This is a genomic window from Actinoplanes sp. NPDC051537, assembly GCF_055586105.1.
The window spans coordinates 516,229-529,491 of the sequence record NZ_JBVJIU010000006.1 but is presented as its reverse complement, the minus strand read 5'-3'; the positions used below and the strand labels follow the sequence as shown (position 1 = coordinate 529,491).

14 protein-coding genes are annotated in these 13,263 nt (G+C 69.9%); 9 read left to right on the top strand and 5 right to left on the bottom strand.

The genetic code is table 11. The annotated features are described in order from the left end of the window. Positions 1-48 precede the first annotated feature (48 nt). Both ACZ6TB_RS17665 and ACZ6TB_RS17660 read left to right on the top strand, forming a co-directional pair. Positions 49-813, top strand: a complete 765-nt coding sequence (locus tag ACZ6TB_RS17665) for a M23 family metallopeptidase (protein WP_465555533.1) — start codon at positions 49-51, stop codon at positions 811-813. A 107-nt stretch (positions 814-920) separates the two neighbouring features. After that, the gene (locus ACZ6TB_RS17660) at positions 921-1,427 is read left to right on the top strand and encodes a CAP domain-containing protein (protein WP_465555531.1); all 507 of its coding nucleotides are present in this window, start codon (positions 921-923) and stop codon (positions 1,425-1,427) included. A gap of 215 nt (positions 1,428-1,642) precedes the next feature. On the opposite strand, the gene ACZ6TB_RS17655 is transcribed toward ACZ6TB_RS17660, so the two are convergent. Continuing rightward, positions 1,643-3,049 carry an aminobutyraldehyde dehydrogenase gene (locus tag ACZ6TB_RS17655; RefSeq protein WP_465555529.1) on the bottom strand — a complete coding sequence of 469 codons (1,407 nt, stop codon included), beginning with the start codon at positions 3,047-3,049 and terminating at the stop codon, positions 1,643-1,645. Further along, positions 3,046-4,323, bottom strand: a complete 1,278-nt coding sequence (locus ACZ6TB_RS17650) for a glycosyltransferase (RefSeq protein WP_465555527.1) — start codon at positions 4,321-4,323, stop codon at positions 3,046-3,048. Before ACZ6TB_RS17650 ends, ACZ6TB_RS17655 begins: the two co-directional genes overlap by 4 nt. A 114-nt stretch (positions 4,324-4,437) precedes the next feature. On the opposite strand from ACZ6TB_RS17650, the gene ACZ6TB_RS17645 reads away from it, so the two are divergent. The 5 genes from ACZ6TB_RS17645 to ACZ6TB_RS17625 all read left to right on the top strand — a co-directional run bounded on the left by ACZ6TB_RS17645 (position 4,438) and on the right by ACZ6TB_RS17625 (position 8,384). Then, on the top strand, positions 4,438-5,049 hold the full coding sequence (locus ACZ6TB_RS17645; protein WP_465555526.1) for a TetR/AcrR family transcriptional regulator: 612 nt from the start codon (positions 4,438-4,440) through the stop codon (positions 5,047-5,049). After that, a complete protein-coding gene (locus ACZ6TB_RS17640) occupies positions 5,046-6,134 on the top strand; it encodes a hypothetical protein (protein ID WP_465555524.1) in 1,089 nt (362 codons plus the stop codon). Before ACZ6TB_RS17645 ends, ACZ6TB_RS17640 begins: the two co-directional genes overlap by 4 nt. After that, positions 6,131-7,054 carry an SIS domain-containing protein gene (locus tag ACZ6TB_RS17635; RefSeq protein ID WP_465555522.1) on the top strand — a complete coding sequence of 308 codons (924 nt, stop codon included), beginning with the start codon at positions 6,131-6,133 and terminating at the stop codon, positions 7,052-7,054. Before ACZ6TB_RS17640 ends, ACZ6TB_RS17635 begins: the two co-directional genes overlap by 4 nt. Before the next feature lie 48 nt (positions 7,055-7,102). Then, entirely contained in the window at positions 7,103-7,633 is a 531-nt protein-coding gene (locus ACZ6TB_RS17630) for a YbhB/YbcL family Raf kinase inhibitor-like protein (RefSeq protein WP_465555520.1), read from the top strand. A gap of 115 nt (positions 7,634-7,748) precedes the next feature. Then, positions 7,749-8,384 (top strand): HNH endonuclease family protein, encoded by a 636-nt coding sequence (locus ACZ6TB_RS17625; RefSeq protein WP_465555518.1) that lies wholly within the window; start codon positions 7,749-7,751, stop codon positions 8,382-8,384. A gap of 5 nt (positions 8,385-8,389) precedes the next feature. On the opposite strand, the gene ACZ6TB_RS17620 is transcribed toward ACZ6TB_RS17625, so the two are convergent. From ACZ6TB_RS17620 to ACZ6TB_RS17610, 3 genes are all read right to left on the bottom strand, one after another. Further along, the gene (locus tag ACZ6TB_RS17620) at positions 8,390-9,406 is read right to left on the bottom strand and encodes a LysR family transcriptional regulator (protein WP_465555516.1); all 1,017 of its coding nucleotides are present in this window, start codon (positions 9,404-9,406) and stop codon (positions 8,390-8,392) included. Between the two features lie 212 nt (positions 9,407-9,618). Continuing rightward, the gene (locus tag ACZ6TB_RS17615; RefSeq protein WP_465555576.1) at positions 9,619-9,831 is read right to left on the bottom strand and encodes a DUF397 domain-containing protein; all 213 of its coding nucleotides are present in this window, start codon (positions 9,829-9,831) and stop codon (positions 9,619-9,621) included. A 40-nt stretch (positions 9,832-9,871) separates the two neighbouring features. Next, complete coding sequence (locus tag ACZ6TB_RS17610; protein WP_465555514.1) at positions 9,872-10,759, bottom strand: helix-turn-helix domain-containing protein; 888 nt, start codon at positions 10,757-10,759, stop codon at positions 9,872-9,874. Positions 10,760-10,980: 221 nt separating this feature from the next. Between ACZ6TB_RS17610 and ACZ6TB_RS17605 the strand changes: the two genes are divergently transcribed. Both ACZ6TB_RS17605 and ACZ6TB_RS17600 read left to right on the top strand, forming a co-directional pair. Continuing rightward, entirely contained in the window at positions 10,981-11,619 is a 639-nt protein-coding gene (locus ACZ6TB_RS17605; protein WP_465555512.1) for a GOLPH3/VPS74 family protein, read from the top strand. A 62-nt stretch (positions 11,620-11,681) separates the two neighbouring features. Beyond that, on the top strand, positions 11,682-13,223 hold the full coding sequence (locus tag ACZ6TB_RS17600) for an APC family permease (protein WP_465555510.1): 1,542 nt from the start codon (positions 11,682-11,684) through the stop codon (positions 13,221-13,223). Positions 13,224-13,263: the final 40 nt, after the last annotated feature.

Genomic DNA, 13,263 nt, shown 5'->3' with positions numbered 1-13,263 from the left:
TATTGGGCGGTCGGTCCGCGATTTTCCCCGAGCAGGAAGATTGATCTTTTGCTTTCCTCCATCCGGAAGGTCGTCCTCGTCGGCCTGAGCGTGGCCGCGATCGCCGCGTCCTCCTCCGCTTGCTCCTCGCAGCCGAAGGAGGAGCCGGTCTGGGCCGGCTCGGTCGGGGACCTGTCGACGCCGACCCCCGCGCGCTCGCTCGAGGTCCCCGAAGCCGGCGCGGCGACGCCGTCGGCCAAGCCCAAGGCCACCCCGTCGAAGTCGCCGACCGCGACGGTCACGGCGGTGAAGGTCAGCTACACCTTCCCGGTGACGGGCGGCAAGAGCTCGTACGCGCACACCCACCACGACTACCAGGCGACCGACGTCATGACCGCGTGCGGCCACTCATTCGTGGCCGTGACCAGCGGCGTCGTCCTCACCGCGAGGAAGAAGGACACCTGGTCGCCCAAGGTCAACGCGGGCGAGACCCGGGGCGGCCTCTCGGTCGCGATCCTCGGCGACGACGGCGTGCGCTACTACGGCTCGCACCTGTCGGCCGTCGCCGGCGGCATCAATCCGGGTGTTCGGGTCAAAAAGGGGCAAAAGCTCGGCACGACCGGTGACACGGGCGACGCCAGCGCCTGCCATCTGCACTTCGGCATCTCGCCGCCGTGCGCCAAGACCACCGACTGGTGGAACCAGCGCGGCACCCTGTACCCCTGGCCGTACCTCGACTCGTGGAAGGCCGGCGGGCAGAAGTCCCCGGTCGCCGCGGTGAAGGCGTGGAAGGCCAAGCACGGCTGCCCCAAGGCCCCCACGGTCGACAAGTAGGTAGCACGTCGGTTGGCCCGGGGTGCAGAGCGGTTTCTCCCGCTCAGCGCCCCGGCGGCCTCCCCGATCGGTATCGCGTCAGCACCGATCGCAGGAGGAGTAACCACTTGAAGCGTCTCGTCGCCATCGCCGCCCTCGTCGCCGTTCCGACCCTTTTCGGAGCCCCGGCCTTCGCAGCTTCCACGACGTCCGCCTCCCCCGTCGCCAAGCCCTCCGCCGCTGTCTCGGCCGCTTACGAGACCGAGGTCGTGCGCCTCACCAACGTCCAGCGCACGTCCCACGGCTGCTCGGCCCTGCGCATCGACGACCGGCTGATCAAGGCCGCCCGTGCCCACAGCACGGACATGGTCGCCCAGAAGTTCTTCAGCCACACCGGCTCGAACGGCAGCAACTTCGTCGACCGCGAGGTGGCGGCCGGCTACCCGCGCAAGAGCGCCTCGGCCGAGAACATCGCGTGGGGCTACCGCACGCCGGCCGACGTGGTCGACGCCTGGATGCACAGCGCCGGCCACCGCGCCAACATCCTGAACTGCGGGAGCACGGCCGTCGGGGTCGGGGTCGCGTACACCGGCGGGGGTGCGCCGTACTGGACGCAGGACTTCGGTCGCGCCTGATCGGGTTACGTCGCCGTCCTGATTTCTCTTTCCATCACGGTGCCTGGCCGGACGCGACGAGCTCCTCCTCGACGCGGCCGGGCAGGTGCCGTGATGGTCGCGGCCGCCGGACCTCACCCCACCCCGTTCACTGGGTGGGGTGAGTAGAGCAGCTCCCTACGACATTTTCCGGCGGCTGTCCACAGCGCGGCATCACCCACGCCCGCCACCCCGCATCAGGCCGGGCGGAACGAATCCCTCGCCGCCGGGGGTGCGTGTTTGATCATTAGGTGGCGGGTCACCGAGTACTCGGCCAGCGCCTCCTGGCTCATGTCCTTGCCGAAACCGGACCCCTTCACGCCGCCGTGCGGGGCCTCCGAGACGATCGGCAAGTGGTCGTTGATCCAGGTCACGCCCACGTCCAGGCGGTGGGCCACGCGCAGCGCCCGGGAGACGTCTCGCGTCCAGATCGATGACGCCAGGCCGTAGCGGATGTCGTTGGCCAGGCGGATGCCCTCGTCCTCGCCGTCGAACGGGACCACCACCACGACCGGGCCGAAGATCTCGTCCTGGACGATCTCGCTGTCCTGGGCGGCGTCGAGCACCAGCGTCGGCGGATAGTAGAAGCCGGGACCGTCGATCTTGCGGCCGCCGATCGCGACCCGGGCCCCGGCGGCCACGGCCCGGTCGACGAAGCCCGCGACCCGATCCCGGTGCGCCGACGAAATCAATGGCCCTATATCCGTTGAATCGGACAGCGGATCCCCCACCCGCACGCGGCCCAAGGCGGCTTCAAGAGCGGCGACGGCGTCGGCATACGCCGACCGCTCGACATAGACCCGGGTGGCGGCGGTGCAATCCTGACCGGAGTTGTACGTGGCGCCCATCGCCACCCCGCCCGACATTTCCGAAATGTCGGCATCAGCGAACACCAGCGCCGGCGCTTTGCCACCCAACTCCAGATGTACGCGCTTGACGCCGTCAACGGCCCCGAGCATGACCTCACGACCGGTCCGCGTCGAGCCGGTCACGCTGACCATGTCGACCCCCTCGTCGCGCACCAGGGCCGACCCCACCGAGGCCCCGCCCGTGACCACGCCGACCAGTCCCGACGGCGCGCCCGCCTCCTCGAACAGGCGGGCCAGCGCGAGCGTGCTGCGCGGCGTCGCCGGCGCCGGCTTGATCACCACGGCGTTGCCGGCCGCGACCGCGGGACCGATCTTCCAGACGGCCATGACCAGCGGGAAGTTCCACGGCGCGATCGAGCCGACGACCCCGACCGGCCGCCGCAGCAGCATCGACGTATAGCCGGCCGACAGCACGCCCGCGCCCGTCCCGTCCAGCGAACGGGCCGCCCCGGCGAAGAACCGCAGGTTGTCCACGCTGAACGGCAACTCCCCGTCGCGCATCACCGGGACCGGCTTGCCGGTCTCCTCCACCTCGAGCCGGGTGATCTCGGCGGCGTCCCGTTCGACCAGGTCGGCCACCTTGAGCAGCACCCGGGCCCGCTCGGCCGGCGTCGACTCCCGCCACTGCTCGAACGCGGCACGGGCCCGGGCGACGGCCTTCGCCACGTCGGCCGGGTCATTGTCGGGGACTTCTTCCACGCGTACGCCGGAAGCGGGGTTGATCAGATTCGTCACTTGGTGCCCTCACCGAGCTTCTCGATGGCGTCGGCCGCGACCCGCAGACCGTCGGCCGCCCGGATCTCGGCGCTGACCTTGTCGAGCCGGGCGCGGAGTTCGGCGTCGCCGAGCAGGGTCGAGATCGCCGCGTGCATCTCGGCGTCGGTGAAGCCGTACGTGTCGAGCCGGATCCCGAAGCCCTTCTCGTGCACGCGCTGGGCGTTGTCGTACTGGTCCCAGAAGAGCGGCAGCAGGATCATCGGCTTGCCGAAGTGCATGGCCTCGGTGGTCGTGTTGTTGCCGCCGTGCGTGATCACCAGGTCGACCATCGGCAGGATCGAGGTCTGCGGCAGGAACTCCGCGCCGATCATGTTGGGCGCCAGCTCGATCTCGTCGTGCAGCGGTCCCTTGGAGACGATGTAGCGGTGCTCGGTGCCGGCCAGCGCGGCGATGATCCGGCGCATCAGGTCGACGTCGGCCGAGCCGAGCGAGCCGAGGCTGAAGTAGATCAGCTTGCGATTGTCCAGGAAGCCCGCCGGCGGCTCCCAGGACGAATCGGTCTCGCGCACCGACGACTCGAGCCGGTGCCAGGTCGGGCCGAGCGGGCGGTCGTCGGTGTAGTCGAGGGCGCCGGGGTAGACGTACAGGTTGAGGTCGCCCTCGCCGATGAACTCCAGGTCGGGCAGCTCGGGGGCGCCCTGGGCGACGACCCACTCGTTGAACTGCTCCCACATCGGGCGGTGGCTCCGGTCGTACTCGGCCAGGAAGTCGTCCCACCCCTCGCGCGAGGCCGCCGGATAGCCGGAGAAGACCGGCGCGATGTTCGCGCCCTTCACCTCGAGCGGATTGCAGGAGACGATGCGCACGTACGGGACGCCGGCCGTGTTCAGCGCCGGGAAGGCGACCACGTTGTCCTCGACGATCACGTCCGGCCGCACCCGTTCGATGATCTCCAGCAGGCGCGGCTGGCAGAAGCGAGCCCCGTCGATCAGCTCCTGCCAGACCGGCTTCACCCAGGTCTCGAGCTGCTCGATCGTGGGCTTGCGGAACTCGGGCGCGGTGTCGCGGATGAAGTCCTTCCAGAACTGCCCGGCGTCCTGCGGCACATCCGGCGGCGGGGCGAGGCTGACCAGGTCCTCCTCGAAGCCGAGCGCGGTCAGCTTGCCGTCCCACGATGCCTCGGCGGCGAACACGACCCGGTGCCCGCGGCGGCGCAGCACGTCACCGATGCCGATGCAGTTGTTGGTCGGCCCGTACGCGCTCTCGGGCATGAACAGAACCGTCAGGGACATCGACGCTCTCCCCACCTGTTTTGAAGAGCAATTCAACAAGGGGCCTTGCGCACAGTCAATATGCAGAGCCTATGGTTGTCGGCGTCTGTTGAGCCGAGCGTGAACGGAGTAGCCGTGACGACCCGGAAGTCGCGCACCGAGCGACGGGCCGACCTGATCGAGGCGGCCCGGCGGGCCATGCTCCGGCACGGTCCCGACGGGGTGCTGCTCAACCAGGTCGCGTCGCAGGCCGGGCTGACGTCGGGGGCGGTGCTCTACCACTATCCGGACCTTTCGGACCTGCTGCTGGAGGCCAACCAGGCCGGGATGGAGCGCTTCTACGAGGCCCGGATGCGCCGGATCGCCGGCGTGACCGACCCGGTGGAGAAGCTGGTGGTGACGATCCGCTCGGGCCTGCCGACCGACGCCGACGACGTGGACGTGCGCCTGCTCTGCGAGCTCGGCGGCTCGGCCGGGCGCAACCGGGTCTACGCCGCCCTGCTCACGTCGCTCTACGACCGCCAGGTGTCGATGTATCAGATGATCCTCGAGGCGGGCGCGGCGCAGGGCGCCTTCACCCTGACGGCCGACTCACTCTCGGTGGGGCGAAATCTGGTGGCTTTGGAGGACGCGTACGGGTACCGCATCGTCGCCCGCCACCCGACGCTCGGCGCGGCCGAGGCCGCCGAGCTGATCCTCTCCTATGCCCGCCAGGTGACCGGAAACCCGCTGCGGGTCGCGCCGTGATCGTCGAGCCCGGCGCCTCCGCGGCGCTGGCCGCGGGTCGGGCCCCCGCCGGCGTCGCGTTGGAGGTGTTCGCGCCGCTCCCGTCCGCCGGCCACGCGGAGCGCCCGATCACCGTGGACCAGACCAACGTGTCGGTGGTGGTCGGCGAGCGCGTGGTCGTGAAGTGGATGCGCACCCCGGGCGAGGCCCGGGCCCCCCGCCTGCTGGCTCACCTGGCCGCCGCCGGCTTCACCCGCATGCCGGCCCCGTACGCCGCCGCCTTCCGCGACGGCGAGCTGATCGCCCTGGTCACGGCCTTTCTCCCGGAGGCCGAGGACGGCTGGGACTGGTGCACGAACGACCTGCTGGCCTGGCTCGACGGCGGCCCGCCCGCCGATTTCGCGCCCGCCCTGGGCGCCCTGGCCGCCGACCTGCACGCTGCGTTAGCGACCTCTACCGCCATCTGCCCAAACCCCCTCTCGCCCGCCGCCGCGCCCTCCTCCCCCACCTCGGCCTCCTACCCCGCCGCGCCCTCCTCCCCCGCCGCGCCCTCCTTCCCCGCCTCGGCCACGGACGTGCTCGCGGAGGCGCTCGCCTGCGCCGGCGACGATGAAGAAGGCGCGTGGGTGCGGTCCATCGCCCCCCTCCTCTCGGGCGACATTTCCGTTTTATCGAGCTATGAGACCGCGGCTCCGGCCCTTCATCTGCACGGGGACCTGCACGTGGGTCAGGTCCTGCGCTGGCGGGACGGCTACGCGATCACCGACTTCGACGGCAACCCCACGGTCGCGTCCCGCCCCGAACCGGTCGCCCGCGATCTCGCCCAGCTGCGCACCAGCGTCCTGCACGTGGCCGAGATCGCGAACCGCCGCACCGAGGGCCGCCACCGCGGAGACCTGCTCGACTGGGGACGACGCGCCACCGACGACCTGCTCACCGCCTACCGCGCCGGGCTCGCCGGGCACGGCTTCGCGCATCTGCTCGACGAGAAGCTGCTGCGCCCCTTCGAGGTCGAGCAGGAGTGCCGCGAGCTGATCTACGCGGCCCGCTTCCTCCCCCGCTGGCGCTATGCCGCGATGGGCGTCCTCCGATCCTGGTACGGGTGATCACCGTGGATCCGGCACTGTTCCGGGCCGACCTCGAGGCCAAGCCCGCCACCCTGCGCGCGCTGGCCCACCGCCTGGCCGACGACCCGTGGCCGCTCAAGAGACAAAACCGCGTGGTCTTCGTCGGCATGGGCAGCTCCCGCTATGCCGCCGAGGTCGCCGCCCGCCGCCTCCGGGCCCGGAATGTCGACGCCGTGGCCGAGTACGCCTCCGCCGAGGGCCCGTTCCCCGGCGACGCGCTGGTCATCGCGATCTCGGCGACCGGCGCGAGCCGTGAGACCCTGGACGCCGTCGCCGGCGTGGACGAGTTCGTCGCCCTCACCAACGACCCCGCCTCGGAACTGGCGAAACGCGCCACCCACACGGTCGAGATGCACGCCGGCGCGGAGCGGGGCGGCGTCGCCTGCCGCTCGTTCCAGCACACCCTGATCCTGCTCGACGCCCTGGCCGCCGGGAACGAGGGCACGGCCGAGCTGGCCCGTCGCACGGCCGAGGCCACCGAGGACCTCCTCGACCGCCGCGACGCCTGGCTGCCGCGGGTGAGCGACCTGCTGCGCGGCGACGGGATCTTCCCGATCGCCCCGGTCGAGCGCCTCTCCTCGGCCCTCCAGTCGGCGCTCATGTTCCGCGAGGGCCCCCGCGTGCCCGCCGACGGTTGCGAGACGGGCGACTGGGCCCACGTCGACGTCTACCTCACCAAGACCCTCGACTACCGCGCCCTGCTCTTCCCCGGCTCCCGCTACGACGAGCAGGCCCTCGAGTGGCTGCGGGCCCGGGGGTCGACCGTCATCGCGGTCGGCGGCGACGTCGAGGGCGCGGCCTTCGCGGTCCGCTTCCGGCATGACGACGATCCACGCGTACGCCTGATGACCGAGACCCTGATCGCCGAGCTGGTCGCCGCGGATTGGTGGATGGGCTGAACCACCGATGGGCTGAACCACGGCTCGCCCGGTTCTAAAATGGTCGTCGTGGATCGCCGCGCGCTCCCCGCAGCCGGCGCCGCGATGCTGGTCGCCGTGGCCGGCTGCGGCGGCGGGTCCGATCATCCGTCGCCGCCCGCGCCGCCGGCCGCCTCCCGGCTCACGGTGACCTCCACCGCGTTCGCCGAGGGCGAGACCATTCCGGCCGAGTTCACCTGCGCCGGCGCCGGCCACCGGCCGCCGTTGCGGTGGTCGGGCGCGACCGCCGCGGCGTACGCGATCGTGGTCCTCGACCCCGACGCCCCCAGCGGCGACTACTACCACTGGGTCGTGGTCGACCTGCCGGCCGGCACCGGCGAGGTCACCGACACCGTCCCCTCGCCGGCCCGGCAGCTGGACAACTCGGCCGGCGACCCGAAGTGGACGCCGCCCTGCCCGCCGTCGGGCACCCACCACTACCGGTTCACGGTCTACGCGCTGTCGGAGGCGACGAAGGCCAAATCGCTCGACGACGCCTTCGCCGCGATCACCAAGACCACCACCGCTCAGGGCACCCTGACCGGCCTGGTCGCGCACTGACATCACCACGGCTTTCCATAGCCGTACGTCTATGGATGTTTTGACATTAGCCGGAGATCGCCCGGGCCGCCGAGACTCACGGGCAACAGCCGCACTCGCAGCTTGAGAGGCCCCCGTGAAGAATCGCGTGCTTTCCGCGACCCTCGTCCTCGCCCTGCTGGCCACGCTGGTCCAGTTCGGGTTCGGCGCTCCGGCGTTCGCGACCCCGCCCGGCATCCCCACCGCCTCCGCCGCCAGGACCCAGCTCGCCACGCTGACCGTGGCCGCCTGGACGCACACCACGACCTACGACCGTGACCTCTTCCCGACCTGGGACACGATCTCCGGCACCTGCAACACCCGGGAGACGGTGCTCAAGCGCGACGGCACGAGCGTCGTGGTCAACTCCGCCTGCGCCGCGACCTCGGGCCGGTGGTACAGCCCGTACGACGGTGCGACCTGGACCGCGGCCTCCGACGTGGACATCGACCACATGGTGCCGCTGAAGAACGCGTGGATCTCCGGCGCCTGGGCCTGGACGACGTCGAAGCGGGAGTCGTTCGCGAACGACCTCAGCGACCCGCAGCTCCTGGCGGTCACCGACAACGTCAACCAGTCCAAGAGCGACCAGTCGCCGGACTCCTGGAAGCCGCCGCTGAGCAGCTACTACTGCCTCTACGCCCGGATGTGGGTGCGGGTGAAGTACGTCTGGGCGCTGACCGTCACCAGCGCCGAGAAGTCGGCCCTGACCAGCATGCTCGGCACCTGCTGAGCCGGTCAGGCGATCATCGCGTCGCCCCGGCCGCCCGCGCGGCCGGGGCGGGGCAGCAGCGAGACCGACTTCTGCACCCCGAGCTCCGGGTGGGCGGCGAGCCAGCGCGCATAGCGGGGTCGCTGTTCCACGATTTCCAGGTACGCCTCGACGGCGTACCCGAAGACCTCGGCGGCCCGGGCGGCGGCCGGCCCGTCCGGGTCCCAGCCCAGCAGGTGCCGCCAGCGCAGCGGCACCCCGCGCAGCGGGACCGCGATCGTACCCGGCGACGAGCGCACGAGCCCCTGGCAGAGCGCGACGGCCGAGCCGCCGGCGACCATGTCGAAGGCGCTGCTCGCGTCGATGGACGTGGGCGAGCGCGGCGCGAAGCCCTCCCGGGCGCAGGCGGCCGCGAAGCACTCGAGGAAGCAGCCGTCCCCGGGCGCGGTGATCCAGGCCTCGCCGGCCAGCTCGCCGAGGCCGACCTCGTCCCGGCCGGCCAGCGGGTGCTCGTCGTTGAGCAGCACCCAGACGGCGTCGACCGAGATCGGTTGCCAGGTCAGCCCCGCGGGCATCCCGGCCGGCGGGGTCGAGCAGGCGCCGAGCAGCGCGTAGTCGAGTCGCCCGTCGACGGTCATCTGGGCGACCTCGTTCTCCGACCAGGTCGAGTGGATCGACACCGGCCCTCCGGGGTGCGCGTCGCTGAGCCGGCGCACCAGCCCGGCCACGATCGGCCCGTTGGTGGCGCCGAGCCGGTAGCGGGCGTCGCCGCCCGCGGTGATGAGCTCGCTGGCCTCGTCGTGCAGCCCGATCACGGCCGGGATCAGCACCCGGGCGCGGGCCAGCACGAGGTCGCCGAGCGGGGTGGGCACGACGCCCCGCCGGTCACGGGTGAACAACGCACCGCCGAGAATCCGCTCGATGCGCTGAAGTTGTGTGGTCAGGGCGGGCTGGGCAAGGCCGAGCGACGCCGCGGCCTTGGTGACGCTGCCCGCCTCGGCGATGGCGAGCACCATTCGGAGATGGCGCAGCTCGAGCTCCACACGAGCGAACCTAGAGTCGCCAACCCGGTTTCAAAAGCTTTCTCACGTTAATTTCGACCATCTGCAGGTGTCTATATGAAGACAATCACGCGGACGGCAACGGCGCCGCAACGCCCCGTGAGGGACGTTGCGGCTACGACGGGCTCGCATCGGAGAAGTTGACTTTGCGTAAGCACTTCCCATCGGTGCGTGCCTATCGGTAGGCTCTCGGGTCAGGAAAGGTCGAACTCGCCATCCTTGGCCGAGTCCACAAAGGCAACCCACTCCGCCTGCGTGAACATGAGAGCCGGTCCAGACCGGTCCTTGCTGTCGCGGACGGCGACGCCGTTGTCGAGGATTGCGACCTCGACGCAGTTGTTGCCGCCACTGCCGTTGCTGCGGCTGCCCTTCTTCCAGACAGCGCCGTTGAGATGGTGCGTGAGCAACTCAGGCACCCCCCTTCAATTATGTGATTGTCTCGGAGCCCTAAGCGACCAGCAGGCTCTCGATCATCTTGATTGTCTGGCGTTGGTCGAGCGCCTGTGCGCTCAATCGCTCGAACTCTCTCCGGTAACGGGCAACCTCGGCCGGTTGCTCCTCATAAGAGTCTCCCGCAAGACCTTCAAGATAGACAACATCCAGATGGGTGAGTTGGGGGGCTGAATTCCCATGGTTCACCTGCGCGTCTACAGTTCGGAACTCCAATAGCGCTACCGGTCCACCAAGGAACCCGTGTTCACCTGAACCAAACGGCAGGATGCTCAGGTTCACATTCGGTAATTGAGCCATTTCAATTAGATGCCGAAGCTGTTCCGTCATCACGTCGGGGCCGCCCACCGTGCGCCGGACGACCGATTCGTCGATGAGCGCGGAGAACTGGAGCGGGCGCGCCTCCTTGAGCCGGCCCTGGCGGGTCAGCCGCAGCCGGACGCGGCGGTCGATCTCGTGCGGCGGGTCGAACGAGCGCCCGGTGCGCATCAGCGCCCGGATGTACGCCTCGGTCTGCAGCAGGCCCGGCACGATCACGGGTTCCCAGGTCATCATGGCCGAGGCGCCGGCCTCGAGGCCCACGAAGTTGCCCGGGCGGATGACGTCGCGGTAGTCGCTCCACCAGGTGCGCTCGCGGGACATGCGGGCGAGCTCGATCAGCGCCTCGCGGTAGGCCTCGTCCCGGATGTGGTAGAGATCGAGTAGGTCCCGTACGTCGCGCGCAGTGACCGCGACCCGAGCCGTCTCGATCCTCGTGACCTTGGCAGCATGCCACTCGAAATGACGCGAGACATTCTCCTGCGTCAATCCCGCGGACTCGCGACAACGCTTGAGTTCCGCGCCCAGTCGCCGGCGTCGCAGCGTCGGGCCTTCATCAACGGACACCTGGACTCCCCTTGGCCCTCAGGTTTCCTCAGGTAGCCGATCCTACGACCGGCGTGCTCATGATCCAACTTGGACTGAAGCCCTAAACAAGAAGTCTAGTACTTCTTGTATTGACCTTGATGTTGGGTACATGATGCGGCGGACATCGAGTTATGACGACCTATACCTACAGTAACGATGCTCGTACTCGGGTCTACTTGGGTTCTAAGGGGCGTGGCAGCGTGTTGGCTGACCAGTACTTCCTGATCGCACACCAGGACCGGACCGGACGTTCTCGCCTGCACCCGCGGGCGACCGGTCTCGGTCTGGCCGCAGCTCTGCTGGGGGAGCTGATCCTCGAGGGCCGTGTCGGCATAGCCGACGGAGACCTCATCATCCTGGACCGGCATCCCCCGGCGGATGCCTTGGCGCACGACATTCTCGACCTGCTCGTGGCACAGCCGCAACACCGCGACGTGCGTACGTGGCTGGCCTTCCTCTCCCAGGACGCCGAAGTGCGCGTGGGCGAGCGGCTGGTCCGCCTGGGCGCGGTCGACCTGATCACCCGGCGGCGCATGCTCTCGACCGAGACCGTCTTCATGCCGAACACGGCCGAGCAGCGCAATGCCGCGGCCTGGGCCCCGGCCCGTCTGGCCAACCTTCTCGTCCGGGGCATCGAGCTGAGCCTCAGTGACCGGGTCCTGGTCGGCCTCGTGGCCGCGACCGGGCTCACCCGGCACGTGCTCTATGACTTCGAGATGCACCGGCAAGCGTTCCAGTCCCTGCCGAGCGCGGTCAGCGCGCTGTCCGGCGATCTCCGGGACCTCATCGAGTTCACCGAGGCCTCCGTGGGCTCGGTCCTTACCGTCGGTCGGCGGTGAGCGCCATTGGGCGTCACCACCTCCGGCGTTCAAACGTCGACCATTGGGCCGGGAGGATGTTGATGGCGCAGAAGGACCCCGTCGAGCCGGATATCGTCGCACGGGCGCTGGCCAAAAATAGGCTGGGTGTCCCGTCGGTGGTGTTCTTCGGTGTAGCGGGCGCGGCCCCGCTGACCGTGATCATCGGCTCGATCTCGGCGATCTACGCGATCATCGGGAGCACCGCGGTGCCGATCGCGTACGTGGCAGTAGCCGGGATCCTTTCCCTCTTCACCGTCGGCTTCGTGGCGATGAGCCGGCACATCGTCAACTCCGGCGCCTTCTACTCCTACATCTCGCACGGCCTCGGCCGGGTGATCGGCGTCGGGGCCGCGTTCGTGGCCCTCCCGGCGTACTCGCTGATGCAGATCGGCCTGTTCGGGCTCTTCGGCTCCGCGGCGTCCGGCATCCTCGCCGCGTTCGGCGTCAAGGCCCCCTGGTACATATGCGCGATCGCCGCCTGGCTGATCGTCACCGTGCTCGGCCTCCTCTGGGTCGACCTCAGCGGCCGCGTCCTGGCGATCCTGCTGGTCGCCGAGATCAGCTTGGTGCTGATCTACAACGCCGTGATGGTCGCGCACCCCGCCGGCGGCCAGGTCACGTTCTCCACCTTCAACCCGGCGCCCTTGCTCACCCCCGTGGTCGGTTCACTGCTGGTGCTGGCCGTGGCCGGCTTCGTCGGCTTCGAGGCGACGGTCGTCCTCTCCGAGGAGGCGAAGGACCCGAAGCGCACGATCGCCCGGGCCACGCACTGGGCCGTGCTGCTCGCCGGCCTGCTGTGCAGCGTCTCGGCCTGGGCCATGACGGTGACCACCGGGCCCGACAAGATCGCCGCGACCGCCGCCGAGCACCAGACCGACCTGGTCTTCTTCCTGGTCGGCAAGCACGTGCCGACGGCCCTCGTGGACATCGGCTACCTGCTGTTCCTCACCAGCGTGTTCGCGGCGCTGCTCGCGTTCCACGCGGCGGTGGCCCGCTACCAGTTCGCGCTGGGCCGGGAGGGCGTGCTGCCGTCGTTCTACGGGCGCACCCACCCGCGTACCGGCGCGCCGCTGGCCGGCTCGATCACCCAGAGCGTGCTCGCGATCATCGTGCTCAGCCTGTACGCGGTGTCCGGCCTCGAGCCGGTGCGCTACGTCTTCGCCTGGCTGACCACCATCGGCGGGCTCGGCGTGCTGATCCTGATGTGGGCCACGTCGGCCGCGGTGATCGGCTTCTTCGCCCGCGGCCGCCGCCGGGAGAACGTCTGGCGGGCGTACCTCGCGCCGTTCCTTTCCTTCTTACTTCTCTCCGTCGTGCTGACCGCCACGGTCATCGGATTCGGCGAGCTGCTCCAGGTTCCCGGGGACTCGATCTTCCAGTGGCTCATCCCCGTCCTCTACCTGGGCGTGGCCGGGGTCGGCATGGGCTGGGCGCTGATCATGCGGGCCGGGCGGCCCGAGGTCTACCAGCAGATCGGCCGCGGCACCGACGGCAAGGTCAGCATCCTGGCCGACGCCGGTTTCGCCAAGCCGCTGCACGCCGACCCGGTGGGCGCCTCGCGAAGCGGCGGTTACCCGTACTGAGCGGCTCTGGATACGACGGCTCTATATAAGAAGGAAAGGA

Coding starts and splice junctions, on each gene's coding strand:
- ACZ6TB_RS17650 (WP_465555527.1), bottom strand. CDS start 4,323: ATGTCCCTGACGGTTCTGTTCATGCCCGAGAGCGCGTACGGGCCGACC.
- ACZ6TB_RS17600 (WP_465555510.1), top strand. CDS start 11,682: ATGGCGCAGAAGGACCCCGTCGAGCCGGATATCGTCGCACGGGCGCTG.